This window comes from Nonomuraea sp. NPDC003804, assembly GCF_040610675.1.
Classification (GTDB): Bacteria; Actinomycetota; Actinomycetes; order Streptosporangiales; family Streptosporangiaceae; genus Nonomuraea.
The window spans coordinates 111,346-130,149 of record NZ_JBEXMT010000024.1; the positions used below are offsets into that span (position 1 = coordinate 111,346).

Consider the following 18,804-nt stretch of genomic DNA (forward strand, 5'->3'; position numbering starts at 1 on the left):
GATTACTAGGGCTGCTTCTCCGTGACACCCGCGGAGTCGAAGGTCGCCACCTCGTGCATCACCCGGACGGCGGCGCAGACCAGCGGGTGGGCGAGCAGCCCTCCGGTGCCTTCGCCGAGCCGCAGCTCGAGGTCGACGAGGGGGCGCAGGCCGAGGTGGTCGAGGGCGGCGGCGTGACCTGGCTCGGCGGAGCGGTGGCCGGCCACGCAGTGGTCGACGACGGCCGGCGCGAGGGCGGCGGCGGCCAGGGCGGCGGACCCGGCGATGACGCCGTCGAGGATGACGGGCACCCGCGCCGCGGCACCGCCGAGGATGAAGCCCGCGATGGCGGCGTGCTCGAACCCGCCGAGGGCGGCCAGGATCTCCAGGGCGTCGTGCGGCAGGACGGCGCCGCTTCCTTCGGTCTCCGGCGCGTGCGGCGCGGGGGTGAGGCCGTTGACGCGCAGGCCCTCGCGGACGACCGCCACCTTGTGGGCGTGGGTGGCGTCGTCGATGCCGGTGCCGCGCCCGGTGACCTCGGCCGCGTCCTTGCCGGTGAACGCGCAGACGAGCGCCGCCGACGCGGTGGTGTTGGCGATGCCCATGTCGCCCGTGATCAGGCAGCGGGCGCCGTCGGCCACGAGGGAACGGGCCACCGAGATGCCCACCTCGATCGCCTGGACGGCCTGCGAGACGGTCATCGCCGGGCCGGCCGACAGGTCGGCGGTGCCGTAGCCGACCTTGCGGGAGAGCAGGCCCTCGGCGGCGGGCAGGTCCGCGGCGACGCCCACGTCGACGACCGTGACCGAGGCGCCGACCTGGGCGGCGAAGGCGTTGGCGACCGCGCCGCCGGCCAGGAAGTTGCCGACCATCTGCAGCGTCACCTCCTGCGGCCAGGGGGAGACGCCGCGCGCGTGGACGCCGTGGTCGCCGGCGAAGATGGCCAGCGCGGCGGGCTCGGGCATGGGCGGCGGGCAGGTGCCGGCCGCGCCGGCCAGCCGTACCGCGACCTCCTCGAGGGCGCCGAGGGAGCCCGGCGGCTTGGTGAGGCGGCTCTGGTGGGCGCGGGCGTCGGCGAGCGCGGCGGCGGAGGCGGGCGTGATCTGGGCGAGCACGTCCTGCAACGTCATGCGGAGACCCCCTCGGCGAGTTCGAGTGCTTCCTCGTACCGGTCGATGACCACGTCGGCGAGCACCTCGCAGTCGCCGATCACCTCGGCGCAGCGGATGTCGAGGTCGGGGTGACCGGCTCCGTAGGCGAGTGCCTGTGCCCAGACGCGCTCCAGCATGCCGCCGGCGAACAGCAGGTACGGCACGACGATGACGCGGCGGGCGCCCAGGCGGCGGCAGCGTTCGAGACCGCCGGGCACGCCGGGCGGGGTGATGGAGACGAAGGCGGTCTCCACCGTCATGAAGTCGTAGGCGTGGGTCTCCCAGAACAGCCGCGAGACGCGGTGGATCTCGGCGTTGGCGGCGGGGTCGGTCGAGCCCTCGCCGACCAGCACGACCGCGGTCTCGGCCGGCTCGATGTGCTCGGCCGGCTCCTCGACGGGGATGGAGGGCACCACGCGCAGGCGGGGCTTGACGTCGTCGAGGGAGCGCAGCCTGGGCATGTCGGCGGCAGCCTCGGCCAGCCGTTCGGCCAGCAGGGATAGCACGCGCGGGTCGGGCCCGAGGGGACGCCCGTGGTCGTACATCAGCGTGGGATGCCGCTCCTGCTCCAGCGCCATGGCCGCGGGGAAGTCCTCCATGCGGCTGAGGCTGAGCGGCAGCGTGACCAGCCGGTGGTGGCCCCTGGCCACGAGGGAGGCGACGGATTCGCTCAGCATGGGCTTGGCCTTGGCAAGGTAGCCGCCCGAGACCTCGGCGGAGCTGTCCTCCAGGCGGCAACGCAGCCTGTGGACGAACCTTCCGAACTCGGCGGCACCTGTGTCGTCGTGCGAGCCCTGCCCGATGAGCAGCAGCGGCGGCTTCATGAAGGGGATCTCCACGCCTGTGACCTGGGGTTTATGTAGACAAGACACGCGAGGATATCCGATGCGCGCTGGTCATGCACAGATCACTCTGCGTGCGTGTACGACGAAGACGGGGTCCTCGGCGGCCAGCGCGTGGGCGCCGTCGGCCTGCACGACCAGCCGCGATGCCTGGATCTGGGTGCACTCGGCGCGGTAGCCGTGCTCTTTCAGCCGCTGGAGGACGGCGGGCACCTGCTCGACGACCTTGAGCGTGCAGACGAGCCTGGAGGGGACGCGGGCGGCACAGGCGACGATCACGTCGGCGCCGCCGCCGCCGACGTAGACGGCGTCGGGATCGGGGAGCGGCTCGAGCGCGGGCGGGGCCTGGCCGCGGGTCAGCGCGACCTTGACACCCTGGCGGATGACGTTGGTACGCAGCCGGGCGCAGGCCTCGTCGTCGCGCTCGACGGCCATGACGGCGGCGCCGAGCCTGGCGCACTCGACGGCGATGCCGCCGGAGCCCGCGCCGACGTCCCAGACGAGGTCGCCGAGCCTGGGGCCGAGCTTGGCCAGCACGTACGCGCTCACCTCGGACGGCAGGTCGCCGCCGACGGCCCACTCGTCGGGTCCTGGGGCCGCCCCCGCCACCCAGGCGGGCTCGCCGGCGCGGTAGAGCGGGTCGATGACGAGGACGACGTCGGGGTCCTTCCACGGCCTGGTGGTGGCCTCGCCCATGCGGCTGTGGGTGACGCGCTCGCCGGGCCCGCCGAGGTCCTCGCAGACGATGAGCGTGCGCGGTGTGGTGGGGGCCAGCTCCCTGGCGATCTCGGCGGGGCCGACGCCGGGGGTGACGATGAGCCCGACCTTGTGGTGGGCGCGGCAGGCGTTGACGACCCTGTTGAGCTGCCCCGGCCCCTCGGGCGCGACGATGAGCGCGTCCTCCCAGCTCATACCCGCCCTGGCGAAGGCGCGCGTGACGAGCGAGCTGGCGGGGATGACGGCCGGTTTCAGGCCGTGGCCGCGCAGCGCGCGCACGACGCCGAAGAAGCCGGGGTCGCCGTCGGCGAGGACGACCGCGGGGCCCTCGCCCTGTTCGAGGTGCTCGTCGAGGAGGGCCAGCAGCTCGCCGCCGGGGACGGGGAGCTTGAAGTGCCGCAGGACCCGTTCGGGACCGGTCACCAGCGTGGCCTGTTGCAGGCAGTCGGTCGCCCTGGCCGACAGCGGCGATCCGTCCCAGCCGATAACCGTGATCATCCGACTCACCGTCCTCTTGACCCAGTGTGTACGGCAAGCCGGGTCACGCGCCATCCTCCGTCCGGGGCGGGCGTCAGTCCAGGGACACGCTCCCCGGGCGCTCGTGGCCGGGGCGGGTCACGGAAGGTCGCCGGGGATCAGCCCGTACACCACGAGATCCTCCTTGCCGGCGCCGTTGCGCGCCACGCCCTCCCGCGTGAAGCCGGCCTTCTCGGCCACCCGCTGGGAAGCGAGGTTGGAGACGGCGGCCCGGAGCTGGAGCCGCTGGAAGCCCTGCTTGTCGAACAGCCATCTGGCGACCGCCAGCACCGCCTCGCCCGCGTAGCCCCTGCCGCGCGCCCAGGGGGCGGTCATGTAGCCGACCTCGGTGGCGCGGTGTCCCCACTCGGTGCTCTTCAGGTCGACGCTGGCGACGAACCTGCCGCTCTCCCTCTCGACGACCGCCCAGACGATCCCTGCGCCGCTGATGCGGTGCTGCGGGCTCGCCATGAGCGCGTAGAACCTGCCGTGCTCCTCGGTGTAGCCGCGGGGCACGCTGGTGCGCCGCTGGGTGATCTCGTCGGCGGCGGTAGCGGTCAGGTCGGGCACGTCGGCGGCGGTGAGCCTGCGCAGCAGCAGGCGCGGGGTGACCAGCTCGTCCTCGGGGAAGACGTTGGGCGATCCGGTGGATCCGCGCAGCAGGCCGAACACGACCAGGTCGTGGGCGCCGTCGTCCTCGAGCTCGGCGGCGCGCAGCACGCCCTCGTAGGAGAAGCCGGACTTCTCGGCCACCCGCACGGACGGGCCGTTGTCGAGGTTGGCACGCAGTTCGATCCTGCGCAGCTCGGTGGTCTCGAACACCCAGGCGGCCAGGCCGCGGACCGCCTCGGTGGCGAAGCCCCTGCTCCGGTACAGGGGGTGCACGCCGTAGCCGACCTCGGTGATGCCCGCGCTCCACTGGGTCCTGAACAGGCTGATCGCCCCGACGATACGGCCGTCGCCGTCGACCATGGCCAGGTGGACGCCCTGGCCCGAGCGCTGGAGCTCGTGGACGCCGGTGGACAGCCAGGCGGCGACGCCGGCGGCCTGGCCGGGGGCGCCCGGCGGGAGGAAACGGTGACCGGCTTCGACGATGGTCGTGATCCTGTCGGCGTCCTCGGGATGGAAGGCGCGCAGGGTCAGCCGGTCGGTGGTGATGCGAAGGCGAGGGTCGAACACGCTCACTTTTCCCCTAAGTGCTCAACGGCGTGCCGAAACCCTACAAGTCCCGGTTTCGCGGGCCGTTCGCGCCCCCGGGAGGGCCGCATGGCCGGGCGGCCTGCGGCCGGGCCTTCGCCCGCGGAAGGTCATGTTTGGTGAGGGCCGCGCGGGTAGGGGCGGGATTCGGGCAGCTTGAAAGGATGAGAACGCCTTGGGATGTGAAAGCGACAAGCACGGGCCCGGACTGGACGAGTGCCGGCAGCACGACGGGGTGGATTCGACCCACGTGGAGGAGTGGCGGCCCGCCGGCCCGCGCGAAGGCCGGAACGGCTCCCGACTTCCCGGTGGAGGCCGTGAGCAGGCTGCCGAGCGGGACCAGGTTCGCCACCATCGAGCAGGTGGCCAAGGCACTGGGGGGTCGGCATCGAGCGGAAGAGGTGGTGAGGTGAGTTGAGGCTCGACTTCATCCGTCCGCTGTACGAGCGTCATGGCCCCTACGCCTCGGTCTACCTCGCGGGGTCGGACGTGGAGGACAGGCGGCGGCGGTGGCGCTCGTTCAGGGACAGCATGGAGGAGGCCGATCGGGACACTCTCGACGCGCTGGAGGAGGCCTGGGGCGCGCCGGCCCCCGGGCGGGCACTGTTCGCCGCGGGCGGCGAGCTCGTGCTGGCCGAGTCGCTGGCCGAGCCGCCGCCGCTGGAGCAGGCCCGCTGGTCGCCGCTGCCGCACGTGACGCCGCTGCTGATGTCGCGGGGCGAGAACGTCCCGCACCTACGGGTCGTGGTCGATCACGCGGGCGCCGAGCTGACGGTGTTCGGCGGCGGCTCGCCGCGGGTGGCGACCGTCGAGGCGCAGAAGTGGCCCCTGCAGAAGACGGCGCAGGGCGGCTGGTCGCAGAAGGTGTACGAGCGGGCGGCCGAGGAGACCTGGGAGCGCGACGCGCGGGTCGTGGCGCACGTGGTGGACGAGCAGGTGCGCAGGATCGGCGCCGAGCTGGTCGTGGTGGCGGGCGAGCCGGCGTCGCGCTCGCAGCTGTGCGACCACCTGGGCACCAAGGCGGCCGACAGGGTGATGATGGTGGAGCACGGCAGCCGCGCCGACCACGGCCGGTTCACGCAGGACGCGGAGAACGCGCTGGACACGTGGCTGGAGCGGCGCAGGGCCGAGCTGCTCGACCGGCACCGGGACAACGCGGGCCCGGTGGGTTTCGGCCAGGTGGCGCGGGCGCTGCGGGAGGGGCGGGTGCACGCCGTCCTGTCCCCCGGCGAACTGCCCGAACTGATGTGGATCGGCCCGGGTGGCACCCAGCTGGCCACCGGCGCCGACGAGCTGCGCCGGTGGGGTGTGGAGGGGCCGGTCCGCGAGCGCGCCGACTCCGCGCTGGCCAGGGCCGCCGCGATGACCGACGCCGAGCTGTGGTTCGCGCCGGAGGTCAAGGAGATCTCGGCGGTGATCAGGTACTGACGATCACCTCGAGGGTGCGCGGGCCGTGCACGCCCTCCACCCGGTTGAGCTCGATGTCGCTGGTCGCCGACGGCCCGCTGATCCAGGTCAGCGGCCGTGCGGGGTCGAGCCTGGCGACCGCCTCGGGGACGCTGGAGACGATCTGGTCGGCCCGCACCAGGCACAGGTGGTAGTCGGGCACGAGGGTCAGCGCCCTGCGGCCCTGGTCGGGCCCCGCGTCGAGGACGATGGTGCCGGTCTCGGCGATGGCGACCGCGCATCCGGTGGCCACGCCGTCGGCCGTCAGCAGCTCCTCCTCCCCCACCGCCTGCGCCACGGCCAGCGGGCCCTGCCCTCGTACGGCCGGCGGCACGATCACGCGCCTGCCCGCCGTCAGCTCGGCCACCAGCGCGGGCACCTCCGCCGAGGCGACGACGTGGACGATCGCCCGGTAGTCGCCGACACGCTCGGCGAAGCGGGCGACCAGGTCGTCCACCGGTATCGAGGTGCGGTAGCCGCGGGGGACGGTCACCTCGGGGGCGCCCTCCACGGCCCTGCGCACCCGGTCGAGGATCTCCTTGCGGGCGCTCATGAGCTCGCCTTCCCTTCTCCGCGCCGCTCCTGGCGGGCCCACCAGTCCCTGAACGACTCCTCGGGGATCTCCGGCAGGTCGCGGGTGTCGGTCCAGGCCGACAGGGGGCCCGGCAGCCGTCCGGGGGCCAGCCTGCGGAAGCGCGTGGCCAGGCGTTGCGCCTTGGCCAGCCGTACCTCCTTGGCCAGCACCCAGCCGGCGGCCCGCATGCCGGCCCGCTCGGCGCGCGGGTGGGCCACCTTGGCCCGCAGGTCGACCAGCACCTCGGGGATGTCGATGGCCACCGGGCAGACCTCGAGGCAGGCCCCGCACAGCGACGAGGCGTAGGGCAGGGAGGCGTCGAGGTCGGAGCCGAGGCCGCGCAGTTGCGGGGTGAGGATGGCGCCGATGGGCCCCGGGTAGACCGAGCCGTAGGCGTGGCCGCCCGCGCGCTCGTAGACGGGGCAGACGTTGAGGCAGGCCGAGCAGCGGATGCAGCGCAGCGCCTGGCGGCCCACCTCGTCGGCCAGGACGGTGGTGCGGCCGTTGTCGAGCAGCACCAGATGGAAGGTCTGGCCCTCGGTGGATCCCGTCCAGGTGGAGGTGTAGGGGTTCATGCGCTCGCCGGTGGAGCTGCGCGGCAGGAGCTGGAGGAAGACCTCCAGGTCACGCCAGGTGGGCAGCACCTTCTCGATGCCGACGACGCTGATCAGGGTCTCCGGCAGGGTCAGGCACATCCGGCCGTTGCCCTCCGACTCCAGGACCACGCAGGTGCCGGTCTCGGCGATCACGAAGTTGGCCCCGGAGATGGCGACCTTGCTGCGCAGGAAGCGTTCGCGCAGGTGGAGCCGGGCGGCCTCGGCCAGCGCGGCGGGTTCGTCGGTGAGGTCGCGGGGCGCGTCGCCCATCCTGCGCAGGAAGATCTCGCGGATCTCGGCGCGGTTGCGGTGGATGGCGGGCACCAGGATGTGGCTGGGGTAGTCGTCGCCGAGCTGGACGATCAGCTCGGCCAGGTCGGTCTCGAACGCGGTGATGCCCTCGGCCGCCAGGTGCTCGTTGAGGCCGATCTCCTGGGTGGCCATCGACTTGACCTTGACGACCTCGTTCTCGCCCGTCCGCCTGACCAGGTCGGTGACGATGCGGTTGGCCTCGGCGGCGTCGCGGGCCCAGTGGACGTGGCCGCCGGCCCGCTGGACCGCCTCCTCCAGCTGGACGAGGTAGCGGTCGAGGTGGCGCAGCGTGTGGTCCTTGATCGCCTTGCCGGCGGCGCGGAGTTCCGGCCAGTCGGGCAGCTCGCCGACCACGGTGGCCCGCTTGCCGCGGATCGTGTGGGTGGCCTTGCGAAGGTTGTAGCGCAGCTGTGAGTTCTGTACGGCTTTAGCGGCGTTCGTCGGGAAGTCGCCCGGCATGCCGATGAAGACGCTCATCTCGCGTCCAGGATCTCGGCCAGGTGCATGACCCGCACCCCCGTCTTCTGACGGCGCATGGTGCCGCCGATGTGCATGAGGCAGGAGTTGTCTGCGGCGCAGAGCACCTCCGCGCCGGTGTCCATCACGTTGCGGACCTTGTCGGCGCACATCGCGGCCGAGATCGCCGGGTTCTTCACCGCGAACGTGCCGCCGAAGCCGCAGCACTCCTCGGCGCCGGGGAGCGGGACCAGCTCCAGCCCCCGCACCCGCCGCAGCAGCCGCGTCGGCTTGTCGCCGAGGTGCAGCCCCCTGAGCGAGTGGCACGTCGGGTGGTAGGTCACCCGGTGCGGGAAGGCGGCGCCGACGTCCTCCACCTCCAGCACGTCGATCAGGAACTCCGACAGGTCGTACACCGGCGGCGGCGCCACGCCCAGCCGCGGGTACTGCTCGCGCACCATCGCCGCGCACGAGCCCGAGGGGGTGACGACCGCGTCGTAGCCGTCGAACACCTCCGCGAAGCGCCGGGCCAGCCGTTCGCCCTCGGCCCGGTAGCCGGTGTTGAGGTGCATCTGGCCGCAGCAGGTCTGCGCCTGCGGGAAGTCGACCTCGCACCCAAGGCGGCGCAGCAGGGACACCACGGCCTTGCCCGTGCCGGGAAAGAGCGTGTCGTTGACACACGTGATGAACAGGGCGACTCGCACGGCACTCCCTTCAAAGTATGGTCTGACCATAGTATGGTCTGACCATATGAGGAAGCCCCGGACCTTCGAGGACGTCATCGCCAGGATCGAGCGGCGCATCGCCGACGACGGGCTCACCGTCGGCGACCGGCTGCCGGGCGAGCGCCGGCTGGCCGAGGAGCTCCAGGTCGGCCGCTCGTCGGTACGCGAGGCGCTGCGCGTGCTCGAGACGCTCGGCGTGGTCTCCTCGCAGGCGGGCCGCGGGCCCGACGCGGGCGCGGTGCTCACCTCCAGACCGGAGAGCGCGCTGGCCGACCTGCTCCGGCTCCACCTCGGTACGGCTTCGCTGTCGCTCGGCGAGGTGATCGCCACCCGCCTGATGATCGAGCAGTGGGCGGTGCAGCACGTCGACGCGCCCGAGGGCCTCGAGGTCATGCGCGCGGCGCTGGAGCAGATGGAGCGGGCCGGCGACGCCCGCTCCTTCGTCGACCACGACGTGACCTTCCACCTCGGGGTGGCGCTGCTGTCGGGCAACCGGCTGCTGGCGGCGACCATGCGGGCGCTGCGGCAGACCATCCACGCCTACTCGGTGGCCGCGGTGGAGGCGGCCGGGCGGACCGACGTGCTCATGGCCGACCACTGGCGCATCTACGAGCTGGCCGCGGCCGGCGACGGGCGGGGCGCCGCCCAGGCCGTCGCCGACCACCTGGCGCACGCCTACCCGGCCCTCACCACACCACCGCCTCCGACTCCCTGACCCACCACCCGGCCTGACCCACCACCCGGCGCCCGGCCCGCCGGGGTCCGGCCCGCCGGGGTCCGGCAGTGCGGTCCCGCGTTGGGGTCGGGCGGCGGGGTCACGCGGGGTCCGACGGCGCGGTCCGGGGGTGGGGTCCGGGTGTGGGGTCCGGCGGTGCGGTCCGGCGGTGGGTCACTCGAAGGCGGCGCGGTGGTCGCGGACCCAGTCGGCGAAACGCCGCGGCGCCCGCCCCAGCACGGCCGCCACGTCGCCGCTGAGCCGCTCGGCACCGCCCGCCGCGACGAACGCGGCCCCCGTCATGGCCACCTCCACCAGGAGCGGCTCGGCGCCCGAGGCCAGCATCCCCTGCCTGGCCGCCTCCAGCGGGATCTCGACCGTCGTCACCTCCCGGCCGAGCACCTGCCCGAGCACGCGCGCCTGCTCGGGCACGCTGATCACCTCGGGCCCGGTCAGCTCGTAGGTCATGCCGTCGTGCGCCCCGCCCGTCAGCGCCTCGACCGCCACCTCGGCCACGTCACGCGGGTCGACCACGCCCTGGCCGCCCGAGCCCGTCGTGTTCGGGATCGGCTCGCCCGCCCTGACCGTGTCGGCCCACATCAGCGCGTTACCGGCGAACCCGGCCGGGCGCAGGATCGTCCATGCCATCCCGCTGTCCCTGACGGCCCGCTCGCCGTGGTGGTGCCAGGAGCGGATGTCCTTCTCGTCGTCGGTCTCCCCGGTGCCGATCGCCGAGATCTTCACGATCTTCTTCGTGCCGGCCCGCCCGGCCGCCGCGACCAGGGCGAGGTCGTGTTCGGGCAGCTCACGCCCGAAGGCCGTCAGCGACAGCACCGTGTCCACCCCTTCGAGTGCCCTGTCCAGCGAGGCGGGGTCGGCGAAGTCGGCCTTCACCGCCCGCGCGCTCAGCTTGGCGGGGTCGCGCGTCATCGCGAGCGCCTGCTCGCCTCTCGCGGCCAGCCGCCTGAGGACTTCACTTCCGATGGTGCCCGTGGCACCCGTGACCAGGATCATGCCTCCTACGCTCCCGTCAGGGAGCCGCCCGCCGATAGGAAAAATCGGCACCTAGGGTGGTGGCGTGAGCGTTCGGGCCGAGCGGATCGGCGAGACGGCGGCCGGCGGCCTGGGCGAGGTGCACGTGCGCGAGCCCGACCCGGCCGCCGTGCTGGCCTTCCGCACCACACTCGACGGGCGCGGCGACCTCATGGTGCTCGGCCCGCGCACCCGCGCCTCCTACCTCGCACCGAAGGAGCTGTCCCGCTGCGTCACCGTGCGGCTGCGCCCCGGCAGGGCGCGGGCGGTGCTCGGCGTGCCGGTCAGCGAGCTGGTCGACAGGATCGTGCCGCTGCGCGAGCTGTGGGGCACCGCGGCCGACCGGCTGGCCGAGGAACTGGCGGCCGCTCCTGGCGACGAGGCGGCCATGGTCGAGGCGGCCCTCCTCGACCGGCTCTCCGCCTGCTCGACCGCCGAGCTGTCGCGGGCCGCGCTGCTGCAGGCCGCCGCCGACCGCCTGCCGTACGCGAGGGTCCCCGAGGTGGCCAGGGACCTCGGCGTCAGCGAGCGCCACCTGCGCGACCTGTTCACCAGCGGGGTGGGGATGCCGCCCAAGCGCTTCGCCCGCCTCGACCGGGTGCGCGGCGTGCTGGCCCGCGCCGCCGCCGGCGGCTGGGCCGCGCTGGCCGCCGACGCGGGCTACTACGACCAGTCGCACCTGACGGCCGAGTTCCGTTCCGTGATGGGCGTCTCCCCCGGCGCGTTCGTCGCCGGCGACCTGCCCGCCGCCGTGGCCTGCTCCGCCTAGCGCTCCCAGGCGTCGGCCGTACGGCAGGTCGCGCCCGAGCACGTCCGCATCGCGTCCAGGCGGGCCTGGAGGTTGCTCAGCAGCTCGGGGGGCGCGGTCGCGGCCAGGTTGTTCAGCTGGTAGGGGTCGGTGGTCAGGTCGTAGAGCTGGGTCTCCCCCGTCACGTACTTCACATAGGTGTGCGTGGCGGTGCGCAGCGCCGCGTAGGCGGGTGTCAGCGTCTGCCGGTTGGCGGCCTGGTTGGTCGGCCTGGCGAACTCGATCAGCGCGTTGCGCCGCCAGCTCGGCGGGTTGAGCCCGCGCAGCAGGGGCACCAGCGAGCGCCCCTCGGCGAAGGCGGGCGCCGGGATGCCGGCCAGTTCGGCGAAGGTGGGCGCGTAGTCGACCGGCTGTGTCAGGGCGGTGATGGTGGAGCCGGGCGCGACGCCTGGGCCGCGCACCACCAGCGGCACCTTGACGGCCTCCTCGAACGGCGTGGTCTTGCCCAGGCGCAGCCGGTGGGTGCCCAGGTGGAAGCCGTTGTCGGAGGCGAAGAAGATGTAGGTGTTGTCGAGCTTGCCGGCCGCCTGCAGGGCGGTGACGACGGTGTTGACCAGGTCGTCCACGCCGAGCATGGCGCGCAGCCTGGCCCGGTGGCGCTCGTCGATGCGTTCTTCGCCCGCCCAGCTGATCTCGGGCAGGTCGCGCAGCCACTGCGGCTCCTTGTGGACGTCGGCCTGGTTGTAGTTGGGTGTCCGGGGCGCCTGCGCGTCGGGGAAGGCGTCGGCGTGGCGGCGCGCGGGGTTGGCCGGGTTGTGCGGGGCGACGGGGGCCAGGTAGAGGAAGAACGGCTGGGTGCCGGGCGCGCTGACGAACTCCTTCGCCTTGCGGGCGAGCACGTCCTCCAGGTAGTCCTCCTCGTCCCAGCCGTACTCGACGAGCCTGCCGTTCTCGTTGAGCGTGTAGTCGTACTCCTCGTAGAGCCGCTTGACCGGCACCGCCCACTGGTCCCAGCCCGGCGGCACGTAGGTGGCGGGCACGCTGGTGCCCGGATAGTGGTTGAGGTACTTGCCCATGAGGCCGGTGCGGTAGCCGGCGCCGCGCATCCAGGCGCCGACCGTGGAGTTCTCCAGCCCGGCCAGGTGGAAGCGGTCGAAGCCGCCTTCAGGGGCGGTGTTGGTCCACACGGTGTGGCTGTGCACGTACTGCGAGCGCAGGAGCGACGCCCTCGAGGGACAGCACCAGGAGTTGGTGACGATGGCGCGGTCGAAGGAGGCTCCCTGCCGGACCAGGTGGCTGGTGATGGCGGGGAAGTTCTGCAGCGTGCCGTACTCGAGGTCGTCGGCGAGGATCAGCACGATGTTGGGCCGCGACTGGTCGGCCGCGCTCGCCGGCATGGCGACGAGTGGCAGCAACAGCAGCAGCACTGCCAGACCCCCCAGCCGCTTCATCAGCACACGGTCTCAACTTCCCCCAACATCCCTCATTGACACCCCTCTCAACAATATTAGAACCTGTTCTCATTTCGGGAGGTATCGCATGAAGTTAGGCCTGAACCTGGGCTACTGGCAGCGACACGCCGACGACGCCACCGAGGTCGTCCAGGCGGCCGAGCGGCTCGGCTACGACTCGGTCTGGACCGCCGAGGCCTACGGCAGCGACGCTTTCACCCCGCTCGCCTGGTACGGCGCGCGCACCACGAGGATCAAGCTCGGCACCTCGGTCGCGCAGCTGTCGGCCCGCACTCCGGTGGCCACCGCGATGACCGCGATGACGCTCGACCACCTCACCGGCGGGCGGCTCCTGCTCGGCGTCGGCGCCTCCGGGCCCCAGGTGGTGGAGGGCTGGTACGGCCAGCCGTTCCCCCGCCCCCTGGCCAGGACCCGCGAGTACGTCGAGATCATGCGCAAGGTGTGGCGGCGCGAGGAGCCGGTCACCAACGAGGGCGCGCACTACCCCCTGCCGCTGCCCGGCGGCCTGGGCAAGCCGCTGAAGCTCATCACGCACCCGCTGCGCCAGGACATCCCCGTCTACATCGGCGCCGAAGGGCCCAAGAACGTCGCGCTCGCCACCGAGATCGCCGACGGCTGGCTGCCGCTGTTCACCTTCCCCTCGAAGATCTCCGATCTCTACGGGAGGTTCCCCGCCGGCTTCGAGGTCGCGGCGATGGTCATGGTGATGGTCACCGACGACGTCAGGGCCGCGCTCGACGGGGTGAAGACGATGCTCACCCTCTACATCGGCGGCATGGGCGCCAAGACGCGCAACTTCCACGCCGACATCATCGGCAGGATGGGCTACGCCGAGGCCGCCGAGCGCATCCAGGCCCTCTACCTGGCCGGGCGCAGGCAGGAGGCCTTCGCCGCCATCCCCGACGAGCTGGCCGACGGCATCTCGCTGGTCGGGCCGCCCGGCAGGATCAAGGAGCGGCTGGAGCTGTGGCGGGCCTCGCCGGTGACGAACCTGCTGGTGATGGGCCCGCGTGACGAACGGTCCCTGACGATCGTCCGCGACCTGGTGCTGGGTTAGCCGCAGACCCCGGCCCCGCCCGTCCGGGACGCGCAGCGGGAGCCCCGGTCCCGCTCAGCCGGGACGCGGAGCGCTCAGTCGGGACGCGGAGCGGGGTCCTCGGTCACCGAGCGCAGGAGCGGCCTGCTCAGCGCGCCCGCGCCGACCACGCCCGCGAACCCGGCGCCGACGCACACCGCCAGCGTGACCGCGCCCGAGATGTTCGGCGAGACCAGCATGAACGGCGAGGCGCAGAACGCGCCCACCAGGATCGAGCCGCCGCCCATCACCACGAGCGGGACCAGCGTCTCCGAGCTGCGCGCCCTGTCCAGCACCTCCAGGGGCGTGCCCGCCAGCCTGAGCAGCGCGTAGGTCTGCCGGCGGTCCAGGACCGAGGAGGCGGCCGTGATGCCCGCGCTGGCGATCGCCACGAGGAACGACACCGACAGCACCACGATGGTGCCGGTGGCGATGTCGTCGAGGAGTTGCCCGCTGAAGTGCTGGTCGTCGGCCTCGCTGGTGGCCGAGTGGCCGGGCACGAGCCCGGCGAGCGCGGTGCGTGCCTTGTCCACGTCCGTCCTGCCCACGGCGGCGAGGACGAGCGTCTTCTCCTTCGTCACCGTCGCCCGCACGCCCGCCTTCTCCAGCCGCCGCCGCGCCTGGTCGGCGACCAGGGCCACTTCGGTCCGCGGCACGGAGAGCCTGAGCCGCTCGTCGCTCACCCGCCCGGCGAGCGCGTCACCCGGGCTGAGCAGACCAAGGAAACCGGCCACGAAGCCCGTCAGCGCGACACCGCTGACCGTCCGCCACGCCGCCCGCGGATCGTCGACCAGCCTGCGCCCCGCCAGCAGCTTCGCCGGGCGTCTCGCCCGCTTCGCGGTGACCTTGCCGATCAGCGCGACGACCCAGGGGCCGACCAGGTTGATGCACAGGAACGCCAGGCCGAGCACCGCCGCGACCACGCCCACACCCGCGTTCGTGCTCAGCAGCGGCACCGCGGCCAGCACCGCGAGCAGGGCGATCACCCTGACGAACCGCATCGCGGGCGGCGTCTCCCTCTTGGCCACCCCGAGCGGGCTGACCACGACCCTGCGCAGGCCGACGATCGCCGACACCCCCACCAGCAGCGGTACGGCCAGCAGCACCGCGACCACCACGAGAGGGACCGGCAGCAGGTCGCCGGCGAACCATGGTCCCCCGCCGATCCTGATGGCGGTGAGCAGCGGGACCGCCGCGCCGTACAGGACGGTGCCGAGCACGGCTCCGGCGAACGCGACGATCACCGCCTCGGCCACGGTCATCGCCACGACCTGGCCGGGGGTGGCGCCCACCAGCCTGAGCGCGGCGAGACGCTGGTCACGGCGGGCCACGGTCAGCCGCGCCGCGGCGCCGCCGAACACCAGCAGCGGCACCACCATGAGCACGCTGGCGATGAGGGCGAGGATCCGGTAGCCCACCGCGTCCTCCGTCGGCGTGCCGGCCAGCGTCTCGACCTTGGTCGGCGGCACCTCGTCCTGCCACGCCTCGCCGCGGGGAGCGGTCATGGTGGGGTCGCCCGGCCGGTGGCCGACCACCGCGACCAGCTCGCGCGGATGGACGAGAGCCTCGTCGCCGAGCACGCCCTTCACGTTCGGGTAGCGGTCGGCGAGCCGGTCGGCGGGCAACTGCCTGGCCAGCTCCGCCAGCGCGGGCGACAGCCACACCTCGCCGGGAGCGGGGAACCTCGGCAGCCCGGGCGGGACGTCCGCCTTCGGGTCCAGCGCGGCCAGATCCACGACGGTGATCTTCTTGTCCTGGACGTAGTCGTTCCTGGTCGCCTCGACGGCCGTCGCCCTGCCCGTCGCCTGGACGGGGTTGCGCCACGCCCCCCGTTCCGCGCGGCCCTCGAAGGCCACGTTGGCCGACACGGCGAACAGCAGCAGGCCCGTGGAGATGACGACCGCGCCCAGCGTCAGCCAGGTGCCCAGCATGCCGCGGCGCCCGCCACCCCTCAGCAGGCGCCAGGTGAGGCTCATGAGGTTGTTCACCGGCTCACCGCGCCGTGCAGCAGGTTGCCGTCGCGGACCTCCACCGTGCGGTCGCACCACCCGGCCACGCCCGGATCGTGGGTCACCACGATGAGCGAGGCGCCGTTGTGCTTGGTGGCCTCCACCAGCAGGCGCATCGTCTCCTGTCCCGTGCTCTGGTCGAGCGCGCCGGTCGGCTCGTCGGCGAACACCACCGCCGGCCTGCTCACCAGCGCCCTGGCGATCGCCACCCGCTGCGCCTGGCCGCCGGACAGCTCGCCCGGCCTGCGGCCCTCCATGCCGCCCAGGCCGAGCGGCGGGAACCACTGCCTCGCCTGCCGTACGGCGTCGGCCCTCGACACGTTGCCGAGCATGAGCGGCAGCGCCACGTTCTCCTCGGCGGGAAGCTCGGGCAGCAGCTGGCCGAACTGGAACACGAACCCGAACCTGGTCCTGCGCAGGGCGCTGCGCTCGCGCTCCTTCATGCTGTCGATGCGCTGGCCGAGCAGGTGCACCTCACCCGCGTCCGGCTTCATGATCCCGGCCAGGCAGTGAAGCAGGGTGGACTTGCCCGAACCGCTCGGACCCATGATCGCCACGGCTTCGCCCGCCTGGATGGTGATGTCCACGCCGTTCAGCGCCACCGTCTGGCCGAAGCGCTTGGCGAGCGCGCGGCCTGCAAGTACGTCGTTCATGGAGAAGACCTTGTCGCGAGGAGAGGGGACGGCGGATCGGCCGTGCGTCCGATCACCATCGGCCGATCGGCCGATCTCCCCTCTGCCGCCCCACCCGGCCGGTGCCCGTCTCCTGGACGTCACCGGACAGGACAGATCGCACAATGATCGGAAAGTTAGGCTTGCCCGTGTGACGATTCGTGTGCTCATCGCCGACGACCAGGAACTTGTCCGCACCGGCTTCCAGATGATCCTCGACGCCCAACCGGACATCGAGGTCGTCGGCGCGGTGGCCAACGGCGCCGACGCGGTCGAGGCGGCCCGGCGGCTGCGCCCCGACGTGTGCCTGCTCGACATCCGGATGCCCAAGCTCGACGGTATCGAGGTGACCAGGATCCTGGCCGGACCGGGCGTCGAGAATCCCATGCGGGTGGTCATCGTCACCACCTTCGACCTCGATGAGTACGTCTACGGCGCGCTCCGCTCGGGCGCGACCGGGTTCCTGCTCAAGGACAGCGGACCCACCCTGCTCATCGAGGCCATCAGGGCCGCGGCCGCCGGCGACGCGCTGGTGTCACCCTCGGTGACCGTACGCCTGCTCCAGCACCTCGCCCAGCCCACCATGGGCGCCACCAAGCCGCTCAACGAGCCGCTCACGGAGCGCGAGCTCGACGTCGTACGGCTGGTCGCCAGGGGCAGGACCAACCAGGAGGTGGCCGCCGAGCTGTTCGTCTCGCTGTCGACGGTCAAGACGCATCTCGGCAGCATCCAGGTCAAGCTCGGCGCCAGGAACAGGGTGGAGATCGCGGCCTGGGCATGGGAGTCAGGCGTGGTCAGCTGATTAACGAGAGGTCTGGCTGGATACATCTGAAGCAGAACCTCAACATGTGTGCCCCGGGGGGAGAGATTCGTGCGCCATGCTCCTTCCGCGGCGAAGCGATCGGCTTCGGCGGTCTATGTGACCCTTGCCGCCCAGCTCGCCGCCATGACCGCTCTTGTGATCTTCGACGAGGTGCGCGGCGGACGGCTCGCCGCCGAGATCATCACTCTGGGTGGTGACATACGGTCGCCGGGGGCGGAAGCGGTGGTCGGCGCGGTGACCCTGTTCGCCGTGCTGATGCTGCTGACGGTGGGCACACTGGTCGCCTCGGCCTCCGCCTACCTCACCTGGCTGGTCAGGGCGTGCCGCGTCAACAAGGTCGCGACCTCCTCCGGTTCGGTGATCGCGGCGTGGCTGCTGCCCGGGATCAACCTGGTGGCTCCCGCCGTACTGGTCGACCAGGTGTGGCGGGGCGCCCACCCGCCGCACGACCGCAGAACGCGCTGGCTCGCCCTGGTGGCCGCCTGGTGGACGAGCTGGCTGGCCGCGCTGGCTCTGGTGACGATACGGCTGCCGCTGCGCGGATCGTCGGAGGAGCTGACGGGGCTGAGCGGGCTGGAACTCGGCGTGACGGCGGTGGCGGCGCTGCTGTGCGCCTGCACGGTCCGCGAGATCACCCGGCTCCAGACCGCCGCCTCCCCGGTGCCCCACCTCACCCCGGCTCCCGTGATCCCCTGACCCGCCCGGCGGCATGCACGAAGATTCACCGTTCCACTGACACATAGCGCGACGGCCATTAACTTAACGTGACATGCCTGGCCCCCAGCATGACGCGACCAACAACCTGGTTCGCGATCATCCACATATCGCCGTCCGGCTGATGAGCATGATCAGCGGCATCCATCTGGTCGACGGCTCGCATATTCGAGTCGCGGACGGCGAGCTCAACGACCGCATCTCCAAAGTGCGTCAAGCCGATACCGTTCTCATCGGCGGCCCACCGCAGGACCCCTGGTACACGGTGATCAGTGAGATCGAAACGAAGCTGTCGGCGCAGAAGCTCGACCAGACGCTTCGATACGCCGCCACCTTGTGGCTCCAGCTGGACAAACCGGTCTACGTTATCGTTATCACTCCCGACCGAAGAGCCGGCACATTCAGGCGGCCGGTAAGAGTGAACGCGGGGAAGCTGACCCTCACGCTGGATCCATGCGTGTACGCACCTGACAACATTCCGGTGCTCACCGATCCCCGGCAGGTGGTCGCTGATCCCGCGTTGGCCGCCCTGTCCGTCATGGCGCACGGCGACCGGAAAGAGGTCGGCGAGGCGTTCCTGACCGGCCTCAACGATCTCGATGACGATAACGCTCCGCGTTACTATGAATACGCTCACAAGATGGCTTCGGCCCCGGCACGACGCGTACTGGAGGCGTTGATGTCCACCTCGACCTGGCCGGTTTCCAGCCCTTTCGCCCGTAAGCATTTCGGCAAGGGAAAGGAGGAAGGCCTCGCGGAAGGCCTCGCGGAAGGGCTCGCGGAAGGGCTCGCGAAGGGCAAGACCGAGGGTGAAGCCATACTCCTGCTGACGCTGCTTGAGGCGCGGGGCATCGTCGTTTCCGACGAGATCCGGGCACGGATCGCCTCCTGTACCGACCTCCTGCAGTTCGACGTCTGGACACGACGTGCCGCCGTGTCGACCTCCGCCGAGGACGTGTTCGAGTAACCGGCCTTCGGCTGCTGGAGGAGTGGCATGCTGACCGCTTCTCACCGCTGCGGCTGGGTCGGGCGCC

18 protein-coding genes are annotated in these 18,804 nt (G+C 72.2%); 7 read left to right on the top strand and 11 right to left on the bottom strand.

The window, feature by feature from the left end; translation table 11 throughout:
• Nucleotides 1-5 precede the first annotated feature (5 nt).
• The 4 genes from cobT to ABZX22_RS30030 form a co-directional block, all read right to left on the bottom strand.
• Complete coding sequence (cobT, locus tag ABZX22_RS30015; protein ID WP_354915057.1) at nt 6-1,109, bottom strand: nicotinate-nucleotide--dimethylbenzimidazole phosphoribosyltransferase; 1,104 nt, start codon at nt 1,107-1,109, stop codon at nt 6-8.
• Entirely contained in the window at nt 1,106-1,969 is an 864-nt protein-coding gene (locus ABZX22_RS30020) for a sirohydrochlorin chelatase (protein ID WP_354915060.1), read from the bottom strand. The genes cobT and ABZX22_RS30020 overlap by 4 nt, the downstream gene beginning before the upstream one ends.
• Nucleotides 1,970-2,026: 57 nt before the next feature.
• Nucleotides 2,027-3,187 carry an SAM-dependent methyltransferase gene (locus tag ABZX22_RS30025; protein WP_354915063.1) on the bottom strand — a complete coding sequence of 387 codons (1,161 nt, stop codon included), beginning with the start codon at nt 3,185-3,187 and terminating at the stop codon, nt 2,027-2,029.
• 117 nt (nt 3,188-3,304) lie between these two features.
• Nucleotides 3,305-4,384 (bottom strand): GNAT family N-acetyltransferase, encoded by a 1,080-nt coding sequence (locus ABZX22_RS30030; RefSeq protein ID WP_354915066.1) that lies wholly within the window; start codon nt 4,382-4,384, stop codon nt 3,305-3,307.
• A 432-nt stretch (nt 4,385-4,816) separates the two neighbouring features.
• Between ABZX22_RS30030 and ABZX22_RS30035 the strand changes: the two genes are divergently transcribed.
• The gene (locus tag ABZX22_RS30035; protein ID WP_354915069.1) at nt 4,817-5,830 is read left to right on the top strand and encodes a Vms1/Ankzf1 family peptidyl-tRNA hydrolase; all 1,014 of its coding nucleotides are present in this window, start codon (nt 4,817-4,819) and stop codon (nt 5,828-5,830) included.
• Here the strand turns inward: ABZX22_RS30035 and ABZX22_RS30040 are convergent.
• Genes ABZX22_RS30040 through ABZX22_RS30050 form a run of 3 tightly spaced genes read right to left on the bottom strand, consistent with a single transcriptional unit; the run spans nt 5,820 to nt 8,490 of the window.
• Nucleotides 5,820-6,401, bottom strand: coding sequence for an LUD domain-containing protein (locus ABZX22_RS30040; protein ID WP_354915072.1), 582 nt, complete (start codon nt 6,399-6,401; stop codon nt 5,820-5,822). The genes ABZX22_RS30035 and ABZX22_RS30040 overlap by 11 nt on opposite strands.
• A complete protein-coding gene (locus ABZX22_RS30045) occupies nt 6,398-7,807 on the bottom strand; it encodes a lactate utilization protein B (protein ID WP_354915075.1) in 1,410 nt (469 codons plus the stop codon). The genes ABZX22_RS30040 and ABZX22_RS30045 overlap by 4 nt, the downstream gene beginning before the upstream one ends.
• Nucleotides 7,804-8,490 (bottom strand): (Fe-S)-binding protein, encoded by a 687-nt coding sequence (locus ABZX22_RS30050; protein WP_354915078.1) that lies wholly within the window; start codon nt 8,488-8,490, stop codon nt 7,804-7,806. The genes ABZX22_RS30045 and ABZX22_RS30050 overlap by 4 nt, the downstream gene beginning before the upstream one ends.
• A gap of 46 nt (nt 8,491-8,536) precedes the next feature.
• Between ABZX22_RS30050 and ABZX22_RS30055 the strand changes: the two genes are divergently transcribed.
• Entirely contained in the window at nt 8,537-9,226 is a 690-nt protein-coding gene (locus ABZX22_RS30055) for an FCD domain-containing protein (protein ID WP_354915081.1), read from the top strand.
• Between the two features lie 174 nt (nt 9,227-9,400).
• Here the strand turns inward: ABZX22_RS30055 and ABZX22_RS30060 are convergent, their stop codons facing one another.
• On the bottom strand, nt 9,401-10,240 hold the full coding sequence (locus tag ABZX22_RS30060; protein WP_354915084.1) for an NAD(P)H-binding protein: 840 nt from the start codon (nt 10,238-10,240) through the stop codon (nt 9,401-9,403).
• 64 nt (nt 10,241-10,304) lie between these two features.
• Here ABZX22_RS30060 and ABZX22_RS30065 point away from each other — a divergent pair, with 64 nt between their 5' ends.
• Nucleotides 10,305-11,027: a helix-turn-helix domain-containing protein gene (locus ABZX22_RS30065; protein WP_354915087.1), complete on the top strand. Its 723-nt coding sequence runs from the start codon at nt 10,305-10,307 to the stop codon at nt 11,025-11,027.
• Here ABZX22_RS30065 and ABZX22_RS30070 read toward each other — a convergent pair.
• Nucleotides 11,024-12,457, bottom strand: a complete 1,434-nt coding sequence (locus tag ABZX22_RS30070; protein WP_354915090.1) for a sulfatase — start codon at nt 12,455-12,457, stop codon at nt 11,024-11,026. The two genes, ABZX22_RS30065 and ABZX22_RS30070, sit on opposite strands and share 4 nt — an antisense overlap.
• Nucleotides 12,458-12,545: 88 nt before the next feature.
• Here ABZX22_RS30070 and ABZX22_RS30075 point away from each other — a divergent pair, with 88 nt between their 5' ends.
• Complete coding sequence (locus tag ABZX22_RS30075; RefSeq protein WP_354915093.1) at nt 12,546-13,535, top strand: LLM class F420-dependent oxidoreductase; 990 nt, start codon at nt 12,546-12,548, stop codon at nt 13,533-13,535.
• A gap of 74 nt (nt 13,536-13,609) precedes the next feature.
• On the opposite strand, the gene ABZX22_RS30080 is transcribed toward ABZX22_RS30075, so the two are convergent.
• Together ABZX22_RS30080 and ABZX22_RS30085 are read right to left on the bottom strand one after the other, a co-directional pair.
• A complete protein-coding gene (locus tag ABZX22_RS30080; RefSeq protein ID WP_354915096.1) occupies nt 13,610-15,541 on the bottom strand; it encodes an FtsX-like permease family protein in 1,932 nt (643 codons plus the stop codon).
• The gene (locus tag ABZX22_RS30085) at nt 15,538-16,215 is read right to left on the bottom strand and encodes an ABC transporter ATP-binding protein (protein WP_354915099.1); all 678 of its coding nucleotides are present in this window, start codon (nt 16,213-16,215) and stop codon (nt 15,538-15,540) included. Before ABZX22_RS30085 ends, ABZX22_RS30080 begins: the two co-directional genes overlap by 4 nt.
• A gap of 169 nt (nt 16,216-16,384) precedes the next feature.
• Here ABZX22_RS30085 and ABZX22_RS30090 point away from each other — a divergent pair, with 169 nt between their 5' ends.
• The 3 genes from ABZX22_RS30090 (at nt 16,385) to ABZX22_RS30100 (ending at nt 18,737) form a co-directional block, all read left to right on the top strand.
• Entirely contained in the window at nt 16,385-17,035 is a 651-nt protein-coding gene (locus ABZX22_RS30090; protein ID WP_354915102.1) for a response regulator transcription factor, read from the top strand.
• A 144-nt stretch (nt 17,036-17,179) separates the two neighbouring features.
• Entirely contained in the window at nt 17,180-17,752 is a 573-nt protein-coding gene (locus ABZX22_RS30095) for a DUF4328 domain-containing protein (protein WP_354915105.1), read from the top strand.
• Between the two features lie 73 nt (nt 17,753-17,825).
• Nucleotides 17,826-18,737 (top strand): hypothetical protein, encoded by a 912-nt coding sequence (locus ABZX22_RS30100; RefSeq protein WP_354915108.1) that lies wholly within the window; start codon nt 17,826-17,828, stop codon nt 18,735-18,737.
• The last annotated feature ends 67 nt before the right edge of the window (nt 18,738-18,804 follow it).